The following is a 24,947-nucleotide window of genomic DNA, read 5'->3' as shown; positions in this document are numbered from 1 at the left end:
CTTCCTTATGAGCGATCGCCAGTCGGCGACCGGAATTGCTGATTGAAATGGTAAACGGCGCCAATCAGCCCGGCGTCGTTGCCGTGGCTGACGGTGTCGATATAGTCTGCAATGCCGAACCAGGCCAGATGTTCACGCAGCAGCGGCAAAAAGCCCGGGCGTTCCACGATGCCGCCGCCGATGAGGATGGTCTGCGGATCGAATACGTTAACGAGGTTATAAAGGCCGGTGCCAAGGCCGTTAAAGAATTCGGCCACCAGCCGATGACAGGTCGCATCGCCCCTGTCGTAACGATCGAATATCTCTTCCCCGGTCACCTCTTCCAGCGTTTTGCCGAAATGCGCGGCGTAGCGCTGGCGCAAGACGCGCAGGGTACAGTTCTCATTCATTGAGTAGCGACGAACGTCGCGGGTGCCCGGGCGCTGGGTCTGCATATAGCCAAATTCGCCGGCGCGAAAGCTCGCGCCGTGCACCAGCCGGTCATTACAGAAGATAGCCCCGCCGATTCCGGTGCCAATCGTCAGAACCAGAAAATCACTTATATTGGCGGCTTTGCCCTGCCAGCGCTCGGCCAGCAGGACGCAGTTAGCGTCGTTTTCAATGGCGACGGGAAGTCGGGTACGTTGTTCAAGCCAGGTTTTGATAGCAAAATTATCGAATCTGCGGATAGCGCCGCCCATTTCGATATAGCCGGTGTGCGGATTAACGTAGCCGGGCGCGCTGATCGCCACCCCTTCACACTCCGGGTGCGCGGCAATCCACGCCAGCATGGCCTGCAAAATTTGCTCGCCGTCGCTGTCGCGAATCGGCTGCTTGCCCTTCTCCAGCAGCTCGCCGGTGCTGGCTATAATGCCCATTTTTAGCGCCGTGCCACCAATATCAAATGCGGCAATTACCATCCTTACCCCCCTCCTGAATCCCCTCAGTACCGTCGTTCGGCTCGCTTAAACAAAAAGAGAAACCGGTTTCAGTGGCATGATGGTCATTCTGGCGCACAGAGGCAAGCACAAGAATGTACCCGGTTTCATTTTCGTGAACAGTATCAAATTTGTCCATCTCGCCGCCGATTAACGCCGACTGCAAAGCAGGCTCGCAAACGTTTGCTATCCCTGTTAGAATTGCGCCGATTTTTCTTGCTACCGCAAATGTGTGGAGACTTCGCAGTGACCGATAAAACCTCTCTCAGCTATAAAGATGCCGGCGTAGATATTGATGCAGGCAACGCTCTCGTCGACCGTATTAAGGGTGTGGTGAAGAAAACCCGCCGCCCGGAAGTGATGGGTGGACTGGGCGGATTCGGCGCACTGTGCGCATTGCCGCAAAAATACCGCGAGCCGGTACTGGTCTCCGGCACTGACGGCGTCGGCACCAAGCTGCGTCTGGCAATGGACCTCAAGCGTCACGACACTATCGGTATCGACCTGGTTGCCATGTGCGTAAACGACCTGGTGGTTCAGGGCGCCGAGCCGCTCTTCTTCCTCGACTACTATGCCACCGGCAAACTGGACGTCGACACGGCAGCCAGCGTCATCAGCGGGATCGCCGAAGGCTGTCTGCAGTCAGGCTGCGCGCTGGTTGGCGGCGAAACGGCAGAAATGCCCGGCATGTACCACGGCGATGATTATGACGTCGCGGGCTTTTGCGTCGGGGTTGTAGAAAAATCAGAAATTATCGACGGCAGCAAAGTTGCCGACGGCGACGTGCTGGTCGCTCTGGCCTCCAGCGGCCCGCACTCCAACGGCTACTCGCTGGTGCGTAAAATTATTGAAGTCAGCGGCGTCGACCCGCAAACCACCGACCTGAACGGTGCGTCATTGGCCGACCATCTGCTGGCGCCGACCCGCATCTACGTCAAATCGGTGCTGGATCTGATCGCTAACGTCGAAGTTCACGCCATTGCGCACCTGACCGGCGGCGGCTTCTGGGAAAATATCCCGCGCGTTCTGCCAGATAACACCCAGGCGGTGATCGACGAGTCCTCCTGGCAGTGGCCGGAAGTCTTCAAATGGCTGCAAACTGCCGGCAACGTCAGCAGCCACGAAATGTATCGGACCTTCAACTGCGGCGTCGGGATGGTTATCGCGCTGCCGCCAGAAGCCGCCGATAACGCCATCGCTCTGCTGAACGAAAAAGGTGAAAACGCGTGGAAAATAGGCTATATCAAAGCCTCTGATTCCGAACAGCGTGTGGTCATTGAATGAAAAATATCGTGGTGCTGATTTCCGGTAGCGGCAGTAATCTGCAGGCAATTATTGACGCCTGCGCGCGGAAACAGATCGGCGGCACCCTGCGAGCGGTATTCAGCAACAAGGCCGATGCCTTCGGCCTTGAACGCGCACGTGAGGCCGGTATCCCGACCCACGCGCTCACCGCCAGCCAGTTCGCCAACCGCGAAGCGTTCGATCGCGAGCTGATGCACGAGATCGACGCCTACGCGCCGGATCTGGTGGTACTGGCGGGCTACATGCGGATTCTGAGCCCGGCGTTTGTCGCCCACTATCAGGGGCGGCTGCTGAATATCCACCCCTCCCTGCTGCCTAAATATCCCGGGCTGTATACCCATCGCCAGGTGCTGGAAAACGGCGATGAGGAGCACGGAACCTCGGTGCATTTCGTCACCGATGAGCTGGACGGCGGGCCGGTCATTCTGCAGGCCAAAGTTCCGGTTTTCGCCGGCGATAGCGAAGATGACGTTACCGCCCGCGTGCAGGCTCAGGAACACGCCATTTACCCGCTCGTCGTCAGCTGGTTTGTCGACGGTCGTCTGCGCATGGAGAGGGGTCAGGCCTGGCTTGACGATGCGCCTCTGCCGCCGCAAGGATACGCGGCAGAAGAGTAATCGATAACGCCTCTCGCATCCGTCAGAGGCGTTTTTTTTGTCCCTGCTGCCATTGTTTATCTGCGCCAGGACCTTCAGCCGCAGACGCGTTTTGGCGCCTGACGCGCGACAGCGATCGGCTGAATTACCGCATTTTGCACACAGAATGAGCAAAGGAAAGCGACCGCCTTTTCTTCGCAGCGCGTTGAAAGAAAACTGTCATACTTCTTTGACATAGTTGGACATTCAATGGCAAAGCTCGCCATAATGAAAATGCAACATCAATCAACCGGAGTGTGAGTTGTAATGGGCCAGGAAAAGCTATACATCGAGAAAGAACTCAGCTGGTTGTCCTTTAACGAACGCGTACTTCAGGAAGCGGCGGATAAAAGCAACCCACTGATTGAGCGCATGCGCTTTTTGGGAATTTACTCCAACAACCTCGATGAATTTTATAAAGTGCGCTTCGCTGAACTCAAGCGCCGCATCATCATCAGTGAAGAGCAAGGCAGTACCGCCCATTCTCGCCACCTGTTAGGTAAAATTCAGGCCCGGGTCCTGAAGGCCGACCAGGAGTTTGACAGCCTGTATAACGAGCTGCTGCTGGAGATGGCGCGTAATCAGATCTTCCTGATCAACGAACGCCAGCTGTCGGTCAATCAGCAGTCCTGGCTGCGCAACTACTTTAAACAGTACCTGCGCCAGCACATTACCCCTATTTTGATTAACCGCGAAACGGACCTGATCCAGTTTTTGAAAGATGATTACACCTATCTGGCGGTGGAAATCATTCGCGGCGAAACCGTTAACTACGCCCTGCTGGAAATTCCGTCAGATAAGGTTCCGCGCTTTGTTAACCTGCCGCCGGAAGCCCCGCGCCGCCGTAAGCCGATGATCCTGCTTGATAACATTCTGCGCTACTGCCTGGATGATATTTTTAAAGGCTTCTTCGATTACGATACGCTGAACGCCTATTCGATGAAGATGACCCGCGACGCCGAGTACGATCTGGTGCACGAGATGGAATCGAGCCTGATGGAGCTGATGTCCTCCAGCCTGAAGCAGCGTCTCACCGCCGAACCAGTACGCTTCGTTTACCAGCGCGATATGCCGGACGCGATGGTCGAAATGCTGCGGGCAATGTTCTCGATTTCGCGCTATGACTCAATGCTGCCGGGCGGCCGCTACCACAACTTTAAAGACTTTATCGGCTTCCCGAACGTCGGCAAAGCTAACCTGGTCAACAAACCGCTGCCGCGTCTGCGCCACACCTGGTTTGATAAGTTCCGCAACGGGTTCGACGCTATTCGCGAACGCGACGTGCTGCTCTACTACCCGTACCACACCTTTGAGCACGTGCTGGAACTGCTGCGTCAGGCCTCCTTCGACCCCAGCGTGCTGGCGATCAAAATCAATATTTACCGCGTCGCCAAAGACTCGCGGATTATCGATTCCATGATTCACGCCGCCCACAACGGTAAAAAAGTCACCGTGGTGGTCGAGCTGCAGGCGCGCTTTGACGAAGAGGCCAACATTCATTGGGCGAAACGCCTGACTGAAGCCGGCGTGCACGTTATCTTTTCCGCCCCGGGGCTGAAGATCCACGCCAAGCTGTTCCTGATTTCACGTAAAGAGGGCGACGAGGTTGTCCGCTACGCCCATATCGGTACCGGTAACTTCAACGAAAAAACCGCGCGTCTGTATACCGATTACTCCCTGATCACCGCGGATGCGCGTATTACCAATGAAGTCCGTCGCGTGTTCAACTTTATCGAAAACCCATATCGTCCGGTTAGCTTTGACTACCTGCTGGTTTCGCCGCAGAACTCGCGTCGCCTGCTGTATGAGATGATCGATCGGGAAATTGCTAACGCCCAGAACGGCCAGCCCTCCGGGATCACCCTTAAGCTGAACAACCTGGTCGATAAGGGCCTGGTTGACCGCCTCTATGCGGCCTCAAGCTCCGGCGTTCCCGTTAACCTGCTAATCCGCGGGATGTGCTCCCTGATCCCAGGGCTTGAGGGGATTAGCGACAATATTCGCGTCACCAGCATCGTTGACCGCTTCCTTGAGCACGACCGCGTCTATGTCTTTGAAAACGGCGGCGATAAGCAGGTCTGGCTCTCTTCCGCTGACTGGATGACGCGCAATATTGACTACCGCATCGAAGTCGCCGCGCCGCTGCTGGACCCGCGTCTGAAACAGCGGGTGCTGGATATTTTTGACATCTTGTTCAACGACACGGTGAAAGCACGCTATCTTGATAAAGAACTGAGTAATAGCTACGTGCCGCGCGGCAACCGCCGTAAAGTTCGCGCTCAGATGGCGATCTATGACTATCTCAAATCACTCGAACAGCCCGATTAACCTATGCCTATAAACGAAAAAGCCCCTCGGCCCCAGGAGTTTGCTGCGGTCGACCTTGGTTCAAACAGTTTTCATATGGTGATCGCCCGTGTCGTCGACGGGGCAATGCAGATCATCGGTCGCCTTAAACAGCGGGTTCATCTGGCCGATGGTCTGGATGAAAACTCCGTGCTCAGCGAAGAGGCGATTGCGCGCGGGCTTAGCTGCCTGTCGCTGTTTGCCGAACGCCTGCAGGGCTTTGCGCCCGCCAGCGTCTGCATCGTCGGGACGCATACGCTACGCCAGGCGACAAACGCGGCTGAGTTTCTCAAGCGCGCGGAGCAGGTTATCCCCTATCCGATAGAGATAATCTCCGGTAATGAAGAGGCGCGCCTGATTTTTATGGGCGTCGAACATACTCAGCCCGAGCGCGGCCGCAAGCTGGTCATTGATATCGGCGGCGGTTCAACCGAGCTGGTCATCGGCGAGGATTTCGAACCGCGTCTGGTCGAAAGCCGCAGAATGGGCTGCGTCAGCTTCTCGCAGATTTACTTCCCGGGCGGCATCATCAACAAAGAGAATTTCCAGCGCGCGCGCCTGTCGGCGGTGCAAAAGCTGGAAACGCTGGCATGGCAGTTCCGCATCCAGGGCTGGACCGTGGCGCTGGGCGCTTCCGGGACCATTAAGGCCGCTCAGGAAGTGCTGATCGCTATGGGCGAGAAGGACGGCTTTATCACGCCTGAACGCCTTGAAATGCTGGTCGCTGAGCTGCTGAAATATAAAAACTTCGACTCGCTGAGCCTGCCGGGCCTCTCTGAAGAGCGCAAGGCGGTATTTGCGCCGGGGCTGGCTATTCTGTGCGGCGTGTTCGATGCGCTGGCCATCAAAGAGCTGCGCCTGTCGGACGGGGCGCTGCGCGAAGGCGTGCTGTACGAGATGGAGGGGCGCTTCCGCCATCAGGATATCCGCAGCCGCACCGCGCAAAGCCTGGCAAACCAGTACAATATCGACCGCGAACAGGCGCGTCGGGTGCTGGAAACCACCACCCACATCTTTGAGCAGTGGCAGGATCAGAACCCCAAGCTCGACAACCCGAACCTGTCGGCGCTGCTAAAATGGGCGGTGATGCTGCACGAAGTGGGGCTGAATATTAACCACAGCGGTATGCATCGCCACTCGGCGTATATCCTGCAGAACAGCGATTTGCCCGGCTTCAATCAGGAGCAGCAGATGCTGATGGCCACGCTGGTGCGCTATCACCGCAAGGCTATCAAGCTCGATGATTTGCCGCGCTTTACGCTGTTTAAGAAAAAGCAGTTCCTGCCGTTAATTCAGCTCTTGCGCCTCGGCATTCTGCTGAACAACCAGCGCCAGGCGACGACAACGCCGCCGACGCTGACCTTGAAGACCGAAGCCAACCACTGGACGCTGGTGTTTCCGCACGACTGGTTTAGCCAAAATGCGCTGGTGCTGCTCGATCTGGAAAAAGAGCAGCAGTACTGGGAAGGCGTGCCTGACTGGCTGCTGAAAATTGCCGAAGAAGAGCCTGATAGCTAGCAGGCTGGCCGGGCGCTCCGCGTCCGGCCACTTTTCAGCAGTCAAGCCGTCGCCGGTGCGGCCACGTTAGCCAGCGTCTCCAGCGGCACGGGCTCGCCAATCTCATACCCCTGCATATAGTCGATACCCAGCGATATCACCGCCTGACGAATCTCCGCCGTTTCGACATACTCCGCCACGACCTGCATATTCTTCATCCGCGCCAGATGGCAAATAGACGCCACCACCTGATAATCGAGGCTGCTGGTGACCAGGTTACGAATAAAGCTGCCGTCGATTTTCAGCAGGTCGACGTTCAGGCTTTTCAGGCGCGCGTAGCTGGCATAGCCGGTGCCAAAATCATCGATCGCCACTCGGCATCCCAGCGCCTGTAAATGTGCCAGCGTTTGTCGCGCCTGCTGCGGGTTGGTTAACGAGTGATTTTCGGTCAGCTCGAATATCAGCTGCCAGGGCTCAACCCCGTAGCGCGCCAGCCGCTGCTCCACCTCTTCAGGGAACTGGCTGCGGCTTACCGACACCGGCGACAAATTCACCGCCAGCCGCATTCCCGGGAGGACGTGCCGATGCTGGTTCATAAAGGAGAGCGTATTTTCCAGCACCCAAAGATCGATCCGCGAAGCGAGGCCAAACTCGTGGGCTACCGGGAGGAAGCTGTCCGGACTGATGATTTCGCCATTCTCTCCCACCATTCTCAACAGCACTTCATGGTAGCTATCGCCGCGGATCCCGACTATCGGCTGCGCCATCAGGCGGAAGCGGTCCAGCTCCAGCGCCTGCAGGATCAGGTTCATCATCGCCACTTTATCTTTTAGCCCATGCTGGACGTGGGTTGCGCCCCGCCGCTGCATATTTTCCGGGTGGCCGCTGGTTAGCGACATATCGGCAATGGTATTCAGCTCACCTAATAGCAAATACAGATGCTTCACCGGAGATCGTACGCTGCAGTAGCTCAGGCCCACCGCGGGCTGCAGCGGCATCCCGTCCCAGACAAAGCGAAACTGCTTCAGGTGCTTATCCAGCGCCTCAATTCGCGCCTGATGATCGTCGCAGTTCATGCGGATAACCAGGTCGTGCCCCGAGAGATGGTGAACGGCCTCATTCGGCTGAAGCAAGGCGCTAAGATGTTCTGCCAGATTTTGCTTGTACTGAATACGCAGCATCACCCCATAGTGCCGCCCCAGCAGCTCCAGCTCCGGGATGCGCAAAAAGCACAGCACCGACCTCGATGAGTTTTCGAGGGCCCGGCTTAGCGCGCGTAAATTAGGCATATGTACCACCGGGTCGAGAAATGCCATTCGCCGTACCCGCGCGTGGATCAGGCGCTGCTGCGTCGCCAGCATGGCCATATAGGCGATAATAAACGAGAACACCAGGTAGCTGGACGAGGTGATAGCCAGCTGATTATTGTAGCCAATCGAGAACGGCAAATAGCGATAATGAAAGTGGATAATAAGAATTAATACCGGCGTCCAGACCAGAGCGATAAAGCGATAGCCAAAGCGCATTGCGCCCCACAGCATCACCGGCATAAGTAATGATAATGTATAATTTGTGCTAAATATCGTACTGGTACTACTCAAGGGTATTAATAATAGTACCAATAACATTAACAACGTTATTGCCCATAAAAAAAACTCAAGCAGCTTTATTTTAGGGTCCATTTGCAGGCGAATTTGCGAAATAAATCCGCGTATATGTAATGGATTACGAATAATGCGCAGCAGGAAATAGCACAGCGGTACGCCGGTTAAACACCCGACCATCAGCGCCTGAAAAGTGATTAGCGATCGTAAACTAAAGGGGTCGATGCCAATCAGGCCCGTGGCGCGAGGATGAAGGCCAAGGTACTCGGCAAACTGGGAGAGCACGAGGAATATTGCCGACGGCAGCAGCATTTGCCAGAACAGCCTCTGCGGCATCAGGCCGACGTTACCGTGAGAGATCTGCTGCCTGCGCGGAACAAAAATGCGGTACCCGCCCCAGCACAGCACCACCGGGATCAGAAAGTGGAAGATAACGCCAATCGCCTCTTCCGGAGCCATATCGCGGGCCACCGTGCACCACAGCCCGATGATAATGCCCGGCAGCGCGTCCCAGCCAAAAAACAGCATCAGGCTTAATACCAGCGCCAGCGGTAAATAGTAAAGAGAAACTTCATTACCGTTTAGTTCAGCGTAGGAGTTTGTCCATCGCGTCAGGGGGAGTAAAAGAGTGGGTAACACCAGCGGCAGCGCCCACCATTTGTCCCGATATTGTCTGTACAGATTAATTATGCTCATAGATGCTCTACGGATAACCCAAACTCCAGCAGGGTATATTCAGGCAGGCATCCAACCCAACCATCTCAACCGCGTAAGGAATAACGACGCGGAACTGGCTGGAGATTCTAGTTACCAACGAAAACAGACAGTTGATATAAATCAAAAAATCATTTAGCTAATATTAATAATGCTTATTTTTTTGCCGCAGGCCGCTGGAAAAAGAAACCATGTAAATGCAACGATTATGTTATATAACATTAAGTAATACTTCGTCGGAGGCATTTTTACATCCTCTTCAATTGACCCCGCACCTTTCCTGTGCCTTAATACGCCTATCGCCCATGTTATGGGTATACTTCAAGGAACCTTTTGTGAGTCAGGCACCCAGTATGCGTAAACGACATCGATTTAACCGTCGCATGACCCGTATCGTACTGCTTATCAGCTTTATCTTTTTCTTTGGACGTTTCGTCTACTCCTCTATCGGCGCCTGGTACCATCATCAGGACAAAAAAGAGTCGCAGCAATCCACCGCCCCGGTTGTCACGCCGACCCGAGAATAGCCTGGCTGTAACAAGGCGCTCGCCGTATCCGTATCCGATGCCCGATCAGTCTCCAGGGTGCCGCAGCAGGCGCAGCATTTCGGCGATCCCTTTACTAAGGATTTTATCCTGACGCATCACCACGCCCAGCCGGCGCTGCAGGTACGGCGTCAGCGAGTGAACGCTTAGCCCGCGACGATCCTCCGTGTGCTCCACCGCCATGCGCGGCACAATGCTGTAGCCCAGCCCCGCGCGTACCATGCGCTTGATCGCCTCGATGCTCCCGAGCTGCATCACCGGCGCAATCGTCAGGCCTGCGGCATCAAACCAGTCGTCAATCAGCGCCCGGGTACCGCTTCCCGCCTCAAAGGCTATCAGCGGCAGGGCTTGCAGAACGTCAGGCGTCAGCCGCGGCGGCAGCGCCTGGCCCTCGCTGGCAAAAATAAACACAAACTCCTCATCGAGAACCGGGGTCACCGCCAGGCAACGCCCGTTTGCCGGCAGCGTCACCAGCCCAAGGTCGAGCCGGTTTTCTTCCACCGCCCGCACGATATCGAGCGTATTTCCGGTGGTCACGCCCACCGTCAACAGCGGGTGGCTCTCGCGCAGCTGCTGCAGTATCGGCGGTAAAAGATGAATACAGGCCGTCGCCCCGGTGCCGAGGGCAATCGCGCCGCTGATCTCATGACTAAACTCGCCGACGGACTGCAGCGCCGCGCTGACCGCCTGCTCGATATGTTCGCCGTGGGCCAGCAGCGTCAGGCCGGCCGCCGTCGCCTTCACGCCTCGCCCGGTACGCTCAAGCAGCCGGGTCTGGAGGAACTGCTCCAGCTGGCGCACCTGCAGACTGACGGCGGGTTGCGACAGCCCCAGCACGTCGGCGGCGGCGGAAAAGCTCCCTCTCTGCACCACCAGCCGGAAGGTCGCCAGGTTTCCCAAATTCAGCGTCATCATCGCAAAGTTTCTCTTATAAGGGCCATAAACGGACGGGTCTGCCTGCACAATAGCCTGCGGGTTATGCTGCCGACAACCTTATAACTGAACAGAAGACCATGAAAGTTACCGAAAAATCGCACTCCGCTCCCGCCCTGCTCACCTTTGCTGCCGGATGCAACCAGCTTATCAACTGGGGCATTTCATTTTATATGCCCGGCACCTTTGCCCGGGCCATCGCGCAGGATACCGGCTGGTCTGCGGCGCAAATCTATCTCGGCCTGACCCTTGCGATGCTGATGATGGCGATGGTCTCGCCCTTTGTTGCCCGCCTGCTGACCCGCATCGGCGGCCAGCGCGTGGTGGTCTCCGGCACGCTGATAATCGCCGGCGGATGTTTAACTATGGCGAATGCGCATACTCTGCCAGTCTGGTTTAGCGCCTGGCTGCTGACCGGCGTCGGTATGCGCCTGGCGCTGTATGACGCGCTGTTCGCCGTGCTGGTCAACCTTTACGGACAGCGCTCAAGAGTGACTCTCTCGCGGGTGACGCTGGCGGGCGGGTTAGCCTCCGCCGTTTTCTGGCCGCTTGGCGCCTCCCTGCTGACGACGATCGGCTGGCGACACGCGCTGCAGGTCTACGCGCTGTTCGGCATGCTCAGCGCGCTGCTGCTGTGGACAATGCCGAATACCCGGCTCCCGCTGACGCCACGGCGTAAAGCGCGCCGACCGACATCAGGTCACGATCGACGCGCTGGTCTGCTGTATGCGGCGCTGATCGCGCTGGTGACCTTTGTCTCTAACGGAACCTCAACTCACCTGCCGGAATTTATCGCCAGCTACGGCCTGCCCGTGGCGACAGGGATGCTGTGGGGAGTCGGGCAAACCGGCGCTCGTTTTCTGGAGGTGGCTTCCGGTTCCGCATTAACGCCGCTCAGGCTGACGCTGCTAACGACCTTTCTGATGCCGCTGTGCTTTGCGCTCGGCCTGAGCGGCCCCTGTTTAGCGTGGGCCGCCGCCGGGTTTGTGCTGGGATATGGCGCCATTAATGGCTTAACCACGGTATTCAAAGCCACGCTGCCGCTGCAGCTGTTTGCCGCGCAGGATTACGCCCGGCGCACCGGGATTTTGCTGATCCCCGCCCAGCTGCTGGCGGCCGCATCGCCGTTTGCCTACGCCTGGCTTAACTATCGGCTGGGCATTGAGGGGAGCTTAGCGGTTTCTGCGCTGCTCGCGCTGGTCGTGGCCGCGCTGGCGCTGGCGATTGCGCTGCACCAGCGTCAGTTCCCGCCGGAGACGGTTAGCGACCGCGTCTGAATCAGGCCGTGAAGCCACCGTTGACGTCAATCACCGAGCCGGTGATGAAACCGGCATCCGGCCCGGCCAGGAAAGCAATCGTCGCGGCGACCTCCTCAACGGTCGCGTAGCGCTGAATAGCGTGAGATGCCATCACCACCGGCGGCAGGTTATCCCGCGCGCCGGCCGCCATGTCGGTGTCCATGATGCCCGCCTGCACCACGTTGACGGTGATATTACGCGCCCCCAGATCGCGCGCCGCGCCCTTGCTGTAGCCCACGATCGCCGCTTTACTGGCGGCATAATCGGTGGTGCCGGGGAAACCTATGCGCGTGCCAAGGCCGGAGCCGACCGAAATAATCCGCCCGCCGTGCGGCAGAACCCGCACCGCCGCACGGATGTTGGCGATGACGCCCATCGTATTAATAACCCACTGTCGATCCATCGCCGCGTTGTCAATATCGGGGGCATCGATCGTTTTCCCCTGCCACGCGACGGCCGCGTTATTGACGAGAATATCGAGTTGACCAAGCTTCTCCACGACTTCGCGCACCAACGGTTCCGCGGCGGACGGCTCCCCCTGATCGGCCCTGATAGCAACGGCGCGTACGCCTTTCGCGATGAGTTTTTCCACGACGGCATGCGCCTTGTCGGCGGAAGCAACGTAGGTGATGGCGATATCCGCCCCCTGATCGGCCAGAACGTCAGCGATCGCCGCGCCGAGACCGCGCGAACCGCCGGTGATGAGCGCGACTTTTCCTGCGAGTTTTTTATTCATTGCAAATTCCTCAGTAGGTTGGGTTGAAAGGGAAATTCCGCCTCACCACGGCAGCCGCTGGTCCTGGAAGAAAAAGCCGCCCGTTGGCCCCTCTTCCCCGATGCAGGCATAGCGGATGACGGTACGAGCGCCGCTTGCGACGCTCATGTCCGCCCGTTCGCCGCCCATGCTGGTTTGCAGCCAGCCGGGATGAACGGCGTTAATTTTGATTGGTGTCCCGCGCAGCTCTTCCGCAATCAGGATGGTGAAGGCGTTGAGCGCGGCTTTGGACGTGTCGTACCCCAGCGCGCGAATCGGATAGACCGGCGAATGCGGATCGGATAAATGGGCAAGCGACCCACGGATGCTCGATACGTTGACGACGCGTCCCGCCGTCGAGCGTCTCAGCAGCGGCAGCAGAGCCTGCGTCAGGAAAACGGGAGCGAAGAAGTTCGCCTCAAATGTGTCACGCACCGCGTCCGCTGGCGCCTCGCTCGGCGGGCGGGTCGCCGGCGTGCCGCCGTCGGGACTGTCCAGCAGAATACCGGCGTTGTTAATCAGAATATCGAGCCTGCCATAAGCCCTGTCGATCTCCGCGCAGGCCGCCTGTCGATCCGCTTCGCGGGTAACGTCGAGCCTGAGCGCCGATACTTTGCCGCCTTGGCCACGCAGCTCGTTCGCCACCTGTCGGGCTTTGCGCTCATCGCGGGCGCCAATAATAACGTGGGCGCCAAGCGCAGCAAGCTGCCGGGAGATCTCCAGGCCGAGACCTCGCGCCCCGCCGGTCACCAGCGCGACCTTATCGTGGAGCGGAGCATTGGAATTCATCATAATGGCACTCCTTAAATACAATACCAATCGATATAATATCGAACGGTATTGTATTTGCCGATAAGGTGTCAAGCGATTTATACTGACCGGTATTGAAATTGGGGGAATGAAAATGGGACGTCACAGACAGTTCAACGAAAATGAGGCGCTGGAGGCGGCGCTCTCTGTTTTCTGGCAGAAAGGATACGAAGGGGCCTCCCTTGAAGATCTCACGCAAGCCACCGGCGTAGCCCGCCCCGGCCTCTATTCGGCATTCGGCAACAAGGAAAAAATCTTCCTCAGAGCTCTCGATCTTTACGACGCCACGTACATGGGCTTTATGCGCGATGCGCTAAACGAACCGACGTCCCGCGAGGTCGTTGCGCGGATCCTGCGAGAGTCTGCCAGCGTCCAGACGGCAAGCGCCGCCCATCCGGGCTGCCTGGGGATCAACGGCGCGCTGGCCTGCTCCGATGATGCGGAGCCCATTCGCCGCGAGCTTATTCGCCGCCGCAGCGCAACCCAGCAGGCGCTGAATGAACGCCTGGAGCGGGCGCGCCGGGAAGGCGATTTACCGCCATCGGCGGACTGCGCCACCCTGGCTTCCTTCGTCATGACGCTATCTCAAGGGATGGCCGTGCAGGCCAAAGCCGGGGCCAGCAGGCAGATGCTTGACGCGTTGGTCGAGCACGCGCTGGCGACGTGGCCCTCCGCATCCCGGTAACCTCCTCGCCGCCGGAATAGTCAGCATGCGGGCTTATCGATATTTCGCCGAAATTATCCGTCGTAGCCGGAGCGGAATGCTTTTCGCCTGAGGGTCAGCGCGGCAGGAAAGCGGCACTGCCCTCATGGTTGAAAAGCGCGCGATTCCGCCTGGCGGCCGGCCTCATTCATCCACAGCTCGGCATCGGCGCCTGCGGGAATACGTAACGGCGCAGAGGGGTCGGTCGCCGCCCGCCAGACCGCTTCTGCCACATCGGAAGGATGGGTCACCGGACCCGGGTCTTCCTGTACCCTTTTTATAAATTGCTGCAGCATCGGGGCATAGTCCGGCTCCTCCATGCCGCGCACGTGCGGGCGGGCGTTATCACCGAAGCGGGTTTCCGGCGAACGGCCGGGCAAAACGATATGCACGCGGACGCCGAAGGGTGCCATTTCCACCGCCAGCGATTCGGTGAAGGCGTTTACGGCCGCCTTGCTTGCCCGATAAATCCCGACGATCGGCAATGGTTTGAGCGTGACAGTAGAGGTGACATTGATGACCACGCCGGCCCGGCGCTGGCGCATTTGCGGCACGACCGCCTGCACCATCGCCAGGGTTCCAAGCGTATTGGTCTGAAACAGGGCGTGGACGGTTTCCGACGCCGTAAGCTCAACCGGCGCTGGCGCCCCGAAACCGGCGTTGTTGACCAGAACGTCGATTGGGCCCGCAATTGCCAGCGCCTGCGCGATACTTGTCGGATCGGTAACATCGAGCGCAAGCAGGCGCAGCCGATCGGAAACCGGCAACACCCCCTCGCGAGGCGTCCTCATTGTGGCAATCACATCCCAACCTTTTTCAACAAACAGCTTCGCGGTTTCCAGACCGAAGCCGGATGAACAACCGGTAATCAATATCGTAGGCATAAGCATCTCCACTAAAGGTTAACGCTCTTATAGTAGTGGCCAAAAGTTGGACGTAATATAGCTTACAGTCGCCATTACTTTAGAGATAGTCTCGATCATGACTCCAGATCCTCTTGCCCAGATCGTTACGCTGCTACAGCCTGCCGCCCGTTTTTCCAAACTGGTGGAGTGTGCCGGCTCGTGGCGAATTCATCGTGAGGCGACAGGCGAGCCCTTATATTGCGTGATCCTTGAGGGCAGCTGCCGCGTAACCTTCGACGGGCATCAACGATTCGTCCTCCATACGGGCGACTTTATCCTCGCCCCGGCCATGCAGGATCTGGTCAACGACAGCCTCAATGCGCCGGACGATATGCCCTTCACCTTGCCCGTACGGATCAACGAGGGGCATTTTCGCGTTGGACGCCAGGAGGGGCCTGCCGATCTGCGCATGCTCATCGGCCATTGCAGCTTCGCCGCGTCGGATGCGGCGCTGCTGGTCTCGCTGCTACCGGAAGTGGTTGTGGTACGCGATCGCCCCCGACTCACCACGCTGATACAGCTGATCGATGAGGAAACCCGTGAACGGCGGGCGGCAAAAGAGCTCGTGCTGGAGCGGCTTCTCGAGGTACTGTTGATCGAGGTATTGCGATCCGGGACGGAGACCACGTCCGCCCCCGGTCTGGGACGCGGCCTGGGCGACGAGCGTCTCGCGGCCGCGCTTCGTTGTATGCATACCCAACCCGATCACCCCTGGACAGTTGCTGAACTGGCCACCAAAGCCGCCCTGTCCCGCTCGGCCTTCTTTGCCAGATTCAGCCGCATCGTCGGCCTGCCGCCGATGGAATATCTGCTGGCATGGCGCATGGCGCTGGCGAAGCAGCTATTGCGGGATCGGGAGACCGGAATCGAGCAGGTAGCGGTACGAGTAGGTTACGGGTCGGCAAGCAGCTTCAGCGTGGCCTTTGCCAGATATGTCGGCATCCCCCCGGCCCGCTACGCGCGCGCGCAAACCGCGGGCTAAGCCAAAAATGAAAAAAGCCCGCAGTTACGCGGGCTTAAAAGGGATGGCATAGGCTTCGGCGCCGGTGCGCCGGAGGCTAAATCATTCCCACTCGATCGTTGCCGGCGGCTTACCGCTGATGTCATACACCACGCGGGAGATACCGTTCACTTCGTTGATGATGCGGTTGGACACGCGGCCGAGGAAGTCGTACGGCAGGTGCGCCCAGTGAGCGGTCATAAAGTCGATGGTTTCTACCGCACGCAGGGAAACAACCCAGTCGTATTTGCGGCCATCGCCCATCACGCCGACGGAACGAACCGGCAGGAACACGGTAAACGCCTGGCTGACCTTGTTATACAGGTCGGCTTTATGCAGCTCTTCGATGAAGATAGCGTCCGCGCGACGCAGCAGGTCGCAGTACTCTTTCTTCACTTCGCCCAGCACGCGTACGCCGAGGCCCGGACCCGGGAAGGGGTGACGGTACAGCATGTCGTACGGCAGGCCCAGCTCGAGGCCGATTTTACGCACTTCGTCTTTGAACAGCTCTTTCAGCGGTTCAACGAGGCCCATCTTCATCTCTTTCGGCAGGCCGCCGACGTTGTGGTGAGATTTGATAACGTGCGCTTTACCGGTAGCAGAAGCCGCCGATTCGATCACGTCAGGGTAGATAGTCCCCTGCGCCAGCCACTTAACGTCTTCCAGCTTCAGCGCTTCTTCGTCGAATAACTCAACGAATACGCGGCCGATAATTTTACGTTTCGCTTCCGGGTCGTTCTCACCGGCCAGCGCGCCGAGGAAACGATCTTCCGCGGCAACGTGAACAATGTTCAGGCCAAAGCGGTCGCCGAACATATCCATCACCTGCTCGGCTTCGTTCAGGCGCAGCAGGCCGTTATCAACGAACACGCAGGTCAGGTTTTTGCCGATCGCCCGATGCAGCAGCATGGCGGTAACGGAAGAGTCGACGCCACCGGACAGGCCGAGGATCACTTTGTCGTCGCCAACCTGCTGACGAATACGCTCAATGGCATCATCAATAATCTTAGCCGGCGTCCACAGCGCTTCACACTGGCAGATATCGCGCACGAAGCGCTCCAGCATACGCAGGCCCTGGCGGGTGTGGGTCACTTCCGGGTGGAACTGCACGCCGTAGAAGCGTTTTTCTTCGTTAGCCATAATGGCGAACGGGCAGGTCTCGGTGCTGGCAACGGTCACGAAGTCAGACGGGATGGCGGTAACTTTATCGCCGTGGCTCATCCAGACGTCGAGCAGCGCTTTGCCGTCGGCGCTCAGGGAATCTTCAATGCCGCGGATCAGCGCGCTGTCGGTTTGTACTTCAACCTGCGCGTAGCCGAACTCACGCTCGCTGGAAGCCTCAACGTGGCCACCGAGCTGCATTGCCATGGTCTGCATGCCGTAGCACACGCCAAAGACCGGCACGCCGGCTTCGAAAACGTATTCCGGCGCGCGCGGGCTGTTATTTTCAGTGGTGCTTTCCGGGCCGCCGGAAAGAATGATGCCGCTTGGGTTGAATTCACGGATCTGAGCTTCAGTCACGTCCCAGGCCCACAGTTCGCAGTAAACGCCTAATTCACGTACGCGACGCGCAACCAGCTGAGTGTACTGAGAACCGAAGTCGAGGATAAGAATGCGATGTTTATGAATGTTGTCCGTCATTGACGTTTATTCCAGAGCAGTAGCAATTAAATAAAATCGCCCGGCGCATGGCCGGGCGATGAAAATCAGGAGCCCATGCGGTAGTTCGGGGATTCCTTGGTGATCGTCACGTCGTGAACGTGGCTTTCCTGGATGCCTGCACCGCTGATACGCACGAATTCCGCTTTGGTACGCAGGGTATCGATGGTACCACAGCCGGTCAGACCCATACAGGAACGCAGGCCGCCCATCTGCTGGTGAATGATCTCTTTCAGGCGGCCTTTATAGGCTACGCGGCCTTCGATACCTTCCGGTACCAGTTTGTCAGCCGCGTTATCGCTCTGGAAGTAGCGGTCGGAGGAACCTTTGGACATCGCGCCCAGGGAGCCCATACCGCGATAGGATTTGTATGAACGGCCCTGGTAAAGCTCAATCTCGCCCGGGGACTCTTCGGTACCCGCCAGCATCGAGCCCACCATTACCGCAGCAGCGCCCGCGGCAATCGCCTTCGCGATATCGCCGGAGAAGCGGATGCCGCCATCGGCGATAACCGGGATACCGGTGCCTTCCAGCGCTTCGACCGCGTCGGAAACGGCGGTAATCTGCGGAACACCTACGCCGGTGACGATACGCGTGGTACAGATAGAGCCAGGACCGATCCCGACCTTCACCGCGCTCACGCCAGCTTCAGCCAGCGCACGCGCGCCGGCGCCGGTCGCCACGTTGCCGCCGATGATTTGCAGGTTCGGATATTTTGCCCGCGTTTCGCGAATACGCTGCAGAACGCCTTCAGAATGGCCGTGGGAGGAGTCGATCAGCAGAACGTCAACGCCTGCGGCAACCAGCGCATCAACGCGCTCTTCGTTACCGGCACCGGCGCCAACCGCCGCGCCTACGCGCAGACGACCGTGCTCATCTTTACAGGCGTTCGGTTTACGTTCCGCTTTCTGGAAATCTTTAACGGTAATCATACCGATCAGGTGGAAGCTCTCATCCACAACCAGCGCTTTCTCAACGCGCTTCTCGTGCATTTTAGCAAACACGACTTCGCGGCTTTCGCCTTCACGCACGGTAACCAGGCGCTCTTTCGGCGTCATATAAACGCTAACGGCCTGGTTCATGTCGGTGACGAAACGCACGTCACGACCGGTGATAATCCCGACCAGTTCGTTATCTTCGGTGACAACCGGATAACCGGCAAAACCGTTGCGCGCGGTCAGCTCTTTCACTTCGCGAAGAGTGGTGGTTGGCAGTACGGTCTGCGGGTCAGAAACCACGCCGGATTCATGCTTCTTCACGCGGCGAACTTCTTCCGCCTGGCGCTCAATGGACATGTTTTTATGAATAAAGCCGATGCCGCCTTCCTGTGCGAGGGCAATTGCCAGACGCGCTTCCGTCACGGTATCCATGGCCGCAGAGAGCATTGGAATATTCAGACGAATTGTTTTCGTCAGCTGAGTGCTGAGATCGGCGGTATTCGGCAGAACGGTAGAATGAGCGGGAACGAGGAGAACGTCGTCAAACGTCAGAGCTTCTTTAGCGATACGTAGCATGGGCAATATCTCGACCAGGGTGGATAAATATTGCCGTGGCATTATACAGAGCGTAACCGATTGCATCTACCCTTTTTTGCAAATAATACTTGCGATCGCCTCCCAGCAGGTTACTATCGACTGATTAACCTGCTGATTTAAAGTTTGATCTTGCTCACATGTTGCCATCTCAATCCCCCGCAATTTTTACGGTCAGCCGCCTAAACCAGACGGTTCGCCTGCTGCTGGAACAGGAAATGGGCCAGGTCTGGATCAGCGGCGAGATCTCTAATTTCAGCCAGCCCTCTTCCGGCCACTGGTACTTCACCTTAAAAGACGATAACGCCCAGGTGCGCTGTGCGATGTTCCGCAACAGCAACCGCCGCGTTACCTTCCGCCCGCAGCACGGGCAGCAGGTGCTGGTGCGCGCCAATATCACGCTGTATGAGCCGCGCGGCGACTATCAGATCATCGTCGAAAGCATGCAGCCCGCCGGTGAAGGGCTGCTGCAGCAGAAGTACGAACAGCTGAAAGCGCAGCTTGCGGCAGAAGGTCTGTTCGACCAGCAGCACAAGCAGGCGCTCCCCTCCCCGGCCCACTGCTTGGGGGTGATTACCTCTAAAACCGGCGCCGCGCTGCACGATATTTTGCAGGTCCTCAAACGCCGCGATCCCTCTCTGCCGGTGATCATTTATCCGACGGCGGTTCAGGGTGACGACGCGCCGGGGCAAATCGTACGCGCCATAGCGTTAGCCAACCAGCGCCAGGAGTGCGACGTGCTGATCGTCGGCCGCGGCGGCGGTTCGCTGGAAGATTTGTGGAGCTTTAACGATGAGCGGGTGGTGCGGGCGATTTTTGCCAGCCGCATTCCGGTCGTTAGCGCCGTCGGCCATGAAACCGACGTGACGATTGCCGATTTTGTCGCCGACCTGCGGGCACCTACGCCCTCTGCGGCGGCCGAGATCGTCAGCCGCAACCAGCAGGAGCTGCTGCGCCAGCTGCAGTCCGGGCAGCAGCGTCTGGAAATGGCGATGGACTATTTCCTCGCTAACCGCCATCGCCGGTTTACCCAGCTTTTCCACCGCCTGCAGCAGCAGCATCCGCAGCTGCGCTTAGTGCGTCAGCAGACGGCGCTTGAGCGGCTGCGCCAGCGGATGCGTCTGGCCCTTGATACGCAGATGAAGCGCGCCGATCAGCGCCAGCAGCGCGCCCTGCAGCGCCTGAACGCGCACAATCCGCAGCCGCGTATTCATCGCAGCCAGTCGCATATCCAGCAGCTGGAGTATCGTCTCGCCGAGAGCATCCGCGCGCGCTTAAGCGAACAGCGCGAGCGTTTCGGCAATACGGTGACACATCTGGAAGCCGTCAGCCCGCTGGCGACCCTCGCCCGCGGCTATAGCGTCACCTCCGCCAGCGACGGAAGCGTCCTGAAGCAAACAAAACAGGTGAAGGCGGGCGATCTGCTGACTACCCGCTTAAATGACGGCTGGGTCGAAAGCGAAGTGAAAACTATCACTCCCGTCAAAAAAGCGCGCGCGAAGAAAAAATAGCTACGCCTGGTCAGGCAGCGCGAACTCAACGCGCTTCTTCGAAATCAACCCGTGCCCGTGCTGGCAAAAATAGTCGATCGCCCCGCAGGCTTTTAATACCTCCAGCGGCCGGTGGCAATCCGGGCAGCGGGCCTGCAGAGTAAACTCTTTTTCGCAGTGCGCGCAGCGCGCGCTGCCGGCCTGCACCTCCAGCGGTGCGTGGCAGAGAGGGCAATCAGGTTGCATAGTCATTCCTTACGATATTTGGGTCAGCTCAGCTTACCACGATACTCTTTCAGTGCGGCCCGCGTATCTGCTGTTGAAGCTGCAGCAGCAGAGCCACTTCGTCGATGCGCCGCCGGGTCAGTCTGGCGACTTCATCGGGGGCGCGCGCGAACAGGCTGCCCTCCCCGAGAATGTGTTCCCCCAGGCAGTGCTCGTAGATCGCCCCGGTCCGTCGCCAGCGCAGCACCTGCTCGCCGGCAACGAGCTCAACCACTTCGCTATTCTCGCGGCGATCGAGGTTGATAATCCGTCCGTCGCGCAGCGCTATCCGCATGCCCTTCTGCCCTCCCGCCGGGCCGGCATACTTATTGAGCCAGATATTGAGCGGGACTCCGCTCAGCTCCCCCTGCAGATGCGCCTCCCCTTCCGCGGTATGCGTATCGCAGGGCGCAATCGCCTGGCCCAGGCGATCTTTCACCTGCCGTACCGCAAGGTGAATTCGGTCGTCGCCGCCGCAGTAGCGGATCGTTTCCCGCAGCATCGCCAGCACATGGGTTCCAATATCAAGGATCACGCCGTCGGGATGGCGCAGCTGGCGCGTATCCGGCCTGCCGGTCGCAAAATTCAGCGCTACCGGGTCGCCCCGTTCGTCAAACCCGCTGGGCTCCTGGAGAAAACCGTCAATACGCGCAATATCCTGCGGCGCGAAGAGCAGCGGACGGTCGCCCTGCGCCCCACTCCCCGACTGCCAGCGGGCATCCAGCTGGCCCAGCGCCAGCTTCAGCGCTCCGTCACGCGCCATCCAGTGGTCCAGCGCCAGCACCCGACGGGCGTTTTCTGGCGCACGCAGCAGCGAGCGCAGGCGCGTAATCTGTTGCAGAGTGGCGACGATCGGTTTTTCCACCACAATTCGCGGGCAGGATGAGGCGAGCGCAGCTTCCAGAACCGGAAGATGCTGCAATGAGGCGGTGGTAATAAACAGGATGTCCAGCGGCTTTGCCAGCAGCGCGGCCAGCGAGTCACAGCGGCTGACGCCCTCAGGCATCCGTTGAGGATTGCTATCAAAACCCCAGCACGCCGCTAGCGGTATCGCCAGATTTTTCAACGCCGGCAGCCAGGCCGTCTCCACCACCGCGCCCAGCCCAATAAATCCTGCCTGCATCGTTCCCCACTCCCGTTAGCACAAAATAATCCGCTGAAATAATAAGGGAATTATGGCGGAACGCCGGGTAGATTGCGCGGTGAATGCTGCGCTCTGCGGCAATAAAAAAACCCGCCAGCGGCGGGTTTATCTCTTACTTTCCTTTCTTGATGTGCTTAATCAAGCGCTTACGCTTACGCATCTGGTTCGGCGTCAGGGTATTGCGTTTGTTGGCAAACGGGTTCTCGCCCTCTTTGAACTGGATACGGATCGGCGTACCCATAACTTCCAGCGATTTGCGGAAGTAGTTCATCAGATAGCGTTTGTAGGAGTCCGGCAGGTCTTTAACCTGGTTGCCGTGGATCACCACGATCGGCGGGTTATAACCACCGGCGTGGGCATATTTCAGCTTCACGCGACGGCCGCGTACCAGCGGCGGCTGATGGTCTTCCGCTGCCATGGTCATAATGCGGGTCAGCATCGCCGTGCTCACGCGACGGGTGGCGCTATCATAGGCTTCGCGTACCGATTCAAACAGGTTGCCGACGCCGCTGCCGTGCAGGGCAGAGATAAAGTGTACGCGGGCGAAATCGATAAAGCCCAGACGGAAATCGAGGGTCTCTTTCACCTGCTCTCTGACTTCCTGGCTCAGGCCGTCCCACTTGTTGACGACGATCACCAGCGAGCGGCCGCTGTTGAGGATAAAGCCCAGCAGGGAGAGATCCTGATCGGAAATACCTTCCCGCGCATCGATAACCAGCAGCACCACGTTGGCGTCTTCGATCGCCTGCAGCGTTTTGATAACCGAGAACTTTTCTACAACATCGGTAATTTTACCGCGCTTACGTACGCCCGCGGTATCAATCAGCACGTATTCGCGCTCATCGCGCTGCATCGGAATGTAAATGCTGTCGCGGGTGGTGCCCGGCATGTCGTAGACCACGACGCGATCTTCACCGAGAATACGGTTAGTCAGCGTTGACTTACCGACGTTTGGACGACCAACGATAGCCAGCTTAATCGGCAGGTCCTGGGGATTAAAGTCATCCTCCGGCTCTTCCGGCGCTTCGCCGTTCTGCTCAGCTTCAAACTGCGCCCAGTATGCCGCGTCTTCATCGACTTCTTCCGACGGATCGATCTCTTCCGCCCACGGCAACAGCACGTGCTCCAGCAGGCTGGTCACGCCGCGACCGTGCGAGGCGGCGATCGGGTGGATGTCACCGAGGCCCAGCGTCCAGAAGTCGGCAATGGCCTGGTCGGCATCGATGCCGTCAGTTTTGTTCGCCACCAGGAAGGTTGGCTTCTCACGAGAGCGGAGGTGCTTGGCGATCGCCGTATCTGCAGGCATCAGGCCGGCGCGCGCATCAACCATAAACAGCACCACGTCCGCTTCTTCAATCGCCAGCAGCGATTGTTCAGCCATGCGTGTTTCAACGCCGTCTTCCGTGCCATCGATACCGCCGGTATCAATACAGATAAATTCACGTCCTTCTACTTCAGCACGACCGTACTTACGGTCACGAGTCAGCCCCGGAAAATCCGCGACCAGCGCATCACGAGTGCGGGTCAGGCGGTTGAAGAGCGTGGATTTTCCAACGTTAGGGCGCCCGACAAGCGCGACCACAGGTATCATGTTAAATGCCTCATACAAATCACTATGCAGCGTCGTTTTTCAAGACGCTTTTAAAAACAGGAAAACGGCCCCTGTATACCAGGGGCCGTTTCTCAATCCTGACTACCGCGCAACTTAACGCGTAATCGAGTACAGCGTACCGTCCGTTGCCTGGATAAGCAGGCGACCGTCAGCCACGATCGGGTCAGTACGGAAGCCGGAGCTGTCGACCTTCTGCTGAGCGACAAAGTGCCCATCTTCCGGGTTCACCCAGTGCATATAGCCTTCGCTATCGCCGACGACCAGATTACCATTATACAACACCGGAGCGGTCAGCAGACGATGCAGTAAATCGCTTTGCGTCCACAGCGTTACGCCACCTTCGGTGGTCAGCGCCAGCAGGCGATCGTTCTGATCGACCAGATAGATACGATTGCCGTCGACGATAAAGTCGTTCACCGAGCCAAGCTCGCGTTTCCACATGATCTGGCCGCTGCGCAGATCCAGCGCGGTCAGGTTGCCGTTGTAAGCCAGCGTATACACCACGCCGTTGACGATAACCGGAGTAGTATCAACGTCGTTCAGGCGATCGATTTCAGTCGGGCCAGTGGCCTGAGAGATGCGCTGCTGCCAGATGATCTGACCCTGCTGCATCAGTACCGCGCTAACGCGACCGTTATCGCCGCCAACGATGGCCGCGCCGTAAGCGGTCGCCGGTGCGGATTCACCGCGCAGAGAAAGCGCCGGCATATCCAGGTTGACGGTCCACTTCACCGCGCCGTCGGCTTCGTTCAGCGCCTGCAGCTGGCCGTTGCTGGTGTGCACCAGCACCATGCCGTCGCTGACCACCGGACGAGAAATCGCTTCACCCGCCACGCGGGTCTGCCATGCCACGGTACCGTCGCTGGTATTCAGGGCAAACAGCTGCGCTTTTTCACTGCCGATATAGACGTGACCGCCGGAGACGGTGACGCCGCCGGAGAGCAGCGCAGGCGTGCGGGAGAACCAGCCGTCTTTCTCGGCCAGGTTCACCGACCAAACCTCTTTCCCGTCGTCAGCGCCCAGCGCTTTAACGGTGCCTTTACGGTCGGCCGCGTACACGACGCCATCGGCAAAGGCAGGATGGAGGTTAGAGTAAAATTCGCCGATACCATCGCCAACAGAGGTGCTCCAGGACGTGGACGGCGTAAACTGATTTTCCACCGTCGGCAGTGGCGACATTTTCACCACATCTTCTTCGCTGTTAAACAACGAACAACCGCTTAATAAGGTAACGGAAAGCAGCCCTGGCAAAAGTAATTTACGCAATTGCATCGAGTCCC

Annotated in this window: 21 protein-coding genes; 9 read left to right on the top strand and 12 right to left on the bottom strand. The window is 58.4% G+C overall.

Translation table 11 applies throughout. The features are described from left to right. Positions 1-5: 5 nt before the first annotated feature. Positions 6-899 (bottom strand): beta-glucoside kinase BglK, encoded by an 894-nt coding sequence (gene bglK / locus GO007_RS12470; RefSeq protein ID WP_095100352.1) that lies wholly within the window; start codon positions 897-899, stop codon positions 6-8. A 264-nt stretch (positions 900-1,163) separates the two neighbouring features. On the opposite strand from bglK, the gene purM reads away from it, so the two are divergent. The 4 genes from purM (at position 1,164) to ppx (ending at position 6,721) form a co-directional block, all read left to right on the top strand. Further along, positions 1,164-2,201, top strand: coding sequence for a phosphoribosylformylglycinamidine cyclo-ligase (gene purM / locus GO007_RS12460; RefSeq protein ID WP_095100350.1), 1,038 nt, complete (start codon positions 1,164-1,166; stop codon positions 2,199-2,201). Beyond that, positions 2,198-2,839, top strand: a complete 642-nt coding sequence (purN, locus tag GO007_RS12455; protein WP_095100348.1) for a phosphoribosylglycinamide formyltransferase — start codon at positions 2,198-2,200, stop codon at positions 2,837-2,839. Before purM ends, purN begins: the two co-directional genes overlap by 4 nt. 285 nt (positions 2,840-3,124) lie before the next feature. Next, positions 3,125-5,185 carry a polyphosphate kinase 1 gene (gene ppk1, locus GO007_RS12450; protein WP_095100346.1) on the top strand — a complete coding sequence of 687 codons (2,061 nt, stop codon included), beginning with the start codon at positions 3,125-3,127 and terminating at the stop codon, positions 5,183-5,185. Between the two features lie 3 nt (positions 5,186-5,188). Next, positions 5,189-6,721, top strand: a complete 1,533-nt coding sequence (gene ppx / locus GO007_RS12445) for an exopolyphosphatase (protein WP_045856276.1) — start codon at positions 5,189-5,191, stop codon at positions 6,719-6,721. Between the two features lie 41 nt (positions 6,722-6,762). On the opposite strand, the gene GO007_RS12440 is transcribed toward ppx, so the two are convergent. After that, positions 6,763-9,000: an EAL domain-containing protein gene (locus tag GO007_RS12440; RefSeq protein WP_095100344.1), complete on the bottom strand. Its 2,238-nt coding sequence runs from the start codon at positions 8,998-9,000 to the stop codon at positions 6,763-6,765. Positions 9,001-9,353: 353 nt separating this feature from the next. On the opposite strand from GO007_RS12440, the gene GO007_RS12435 reads away from it, so the two are divergent. Then, positions 9,354-9,545 carry a YfgG family protein gene (locus tag GO007_RS12435; protein ID WP_071844960.1) on the top strand — a complete coding sequence of 64 codons (192 nt, stop codon included), beginning with the start codon at positions 9,354-9,356 and terminating at the stop codon, positions 9,543-9,545. Between the two features lie 45 nt (positions 9,546-9,590). Here GO007_RS12435 and GO007_RS12430 read toward each other — a convergent pair whose 3' ends face one another. Next, positions 9,591-10,478, bottom strand: coding sequence for a LysR family transcriptional regulator (locus tag GO007_RS12430; protein ID WP_095100342.1), 888 nt, complete (start codon positions 10,476-10,478; stop codon positions 9,591-9,593). Positions 10,479-10,576: 98 nt separating this feature from the next. Between GO007_RS12430 and GO007_RS12425 the strand changes: the two genes are divergently transcribed. Continuing rightward, positions 10,577-11,773, top strand: coding sequence for an MFS transporter (locus GO007_RS12425; protein ID WP_095100340.1), 1,197 nt, complete (start codon positions 10,577-10,579; stop codon positions 11,771-11,773). Between the two features lies 1 nt (position 11,774). On the opposite strand, the gene GO007_RS12420 is transcribed toward GO007_RS12425, so the two are convergent. Both GO007_RS12420 and GO007_RS12415 read right to left on the bottom strand, forming a co-directional pair. Then, positions 11,775-12,530, bottom strand: a complete 756-nt coding sequence (locus GO007_RS12420; RefSeq protein WP_095100338.1) for an SDR family NAD(P)-dependent oxidoreductase — start codon at positions 12,528-12,530, stop codon at positions 11,775-11,777. 42 nt (positions 12,531-12,572) lie between these two features. Then, positions 12,573-13,340 (bottom strand): SDR family oxidoreductase, encoded by a 768-nt coding sequence (locus GO007_RS12415; RefSeq protein ID WP_095100336.1) that lies wholly within the window; start codon positions 13,338-13,340, stop codon positions 12,573-12,575. Positions 13,341-13,452: 112 nt separating this feature from the next. Between GO007_RS12415 and GO007_RS12410 the strand changes: the two genes are divergently transcribed. Next, a complete protein-coding gene (locus GO007_RS12410) occupies positions 13,453-14,043 on the top strand; it encodes a TetR/AcrR family transcriptional regulator (protein ID WP_095101325.1) in 591 nt (196 codons plus the stop codon). A gap of 122 nt (positions 14,044-14,165) precedes the next feature. Here GO007_RS12410 and GO007_RS12405 read toward each other — a convergent pair whose 3' ends face one another. After that, complete coding sequence (locus GO007_RS12405) at positions 14,166-14,945, bottom strand: SDR family oxidoreductase (protein WP_095100334.1); 780 nt, start codon at positions 14,943-14,945, stop codon at positions 14,166-14,168. 97 nt (positions 14,946-15,042) lie between these two features. On the opposite strand from GO007_RS12405, the gene GO007_RS12400 reads away from it, so the two are divergent. Continuing rightward, the gene (locus tag GO007_RS12400; RefSeq protein WP_095100332.1) at positions 15,043-15,948 is read left to right on the top strand and encodes an AraC family transcriptional regulator; all 906 of its coding nucleotides are present in this window, start codon (positions 15,043-15,045) and stop codon (positions 15,946-15,948) included. A gap of 81 nt (positions 15,949-16,029) precedes the next feature. Here GO007_RS12400 and guaA read toward each other — a convergent pair whose 3' ends face one another. Together guaA and guaB are read right to left on the bottom strand one after the other, a co-directional pair. Next, positions 16,030-17,607, bottom strand: coding sequence for a glutamine-hydrolyzing GMP synthase (guaA, locus tag GO007_RS12395; protein ID WP_095100330.1), 1,578 nt, complete (start codon positions 17,605-17,607; stop codon positions 16,030-16,032). A 65-nt stretch (positions 17,608-17,672) separates the two neighbouring features. Beyond that, entirely contained in the window at positions 17,673-19,139 is a 1,467-nt protein-coding gene (gene guaB / locus GO007_RS12390) for an IMP dehydrogenase (protein ID WP_095100328.1), read from the bottom strand. Positions 19,140-19,297: 158 nt separating this feature from the next. Here guaB and xseA point away from each other — a divergent pair, with 158 nt between their 5' ends. Beyond that, positions 19,298-20,668, top strand: coding sequence for an exodeoxyribonuclease VII large subunit (gene xseA, locus GO007_RS12385; protein WP_095100326.1), 1,371 nt, complete (start codon positions 19,298-19,300; stop codon positions 20,666-20,668). Here the strand turns inward: xseA and GO007_RS12380 are convergent, their stop codons facing one another. The 4 genes from GO007_RS12380 to bamB form a co-directional block, all read right to left on the bottom strand. After that, positions 20,669-20,893 (bottom strand): zinc ribbon domain-containing protein, encoded by a 225-nt coding sequence (locus tag GO007_RS12380; protein WP_095100323.1) that lies wholly within the window; start codon positions 20,891-20,893, stop codon positions 20,669-20,671. Positions 20,894-20,942: 49 nt separating this feature from the next. Continuing rightward, positions 20,943-22,034: a Gfo/Idh/MocA family oxidoreductase gene (locus tag GO007_RS12375; protein ID WP_095100321.1), complete on the bottom strand. Its 1,092-nt coding sequence runs from the start codon at positions 22,032-22,034 to the stop codon at positions 20,943-20,945. Between the two features lie 133 nt (positions 22,035-22,167). Further along, positions 22,168-23,646, bottom strand: coding sequence for a ribosome biogenesis GTPase Der (der, locus tag GO007_RS12370; protein WP_095100318.1), 1,479 nt, complete (start codon positions 23,644-23,646; stop codon positions 22,168-22,170). Positions 23,647-23,760: 114 nt separating this feature from the next. Beyond that, positions 23,761-24,939, bottom strand: coding sequence for an outer membrane protein assembly factor BamB (bamB, locus tag GO007_RS12365; RefSeq protein WP_041146707.1), 1,179 nt, complete (start codon positions 24,937-24,939; stop codon positions 23,761-23,763). Between the last annotated feature and the right edge of the window lie 8 nt (positions 24,940-24,947).

It is taken from the genome of Klebsiella sp. 10-1 (assembly GCF_009758445.1).
In the GTDB taxonomy this organism is placed as follows: Bacteria; Pseudomonadota; Gammaproteobacteria; order Enterobacterales; family Enterobacteriaceae; genus Klebsiella; species Klebsiella scottii.
The sequence above is the reverse complement of the archived record's forward strand: the minus strand, read 5'-3'. Positions and strand labels throughout refer to the sequence as shown.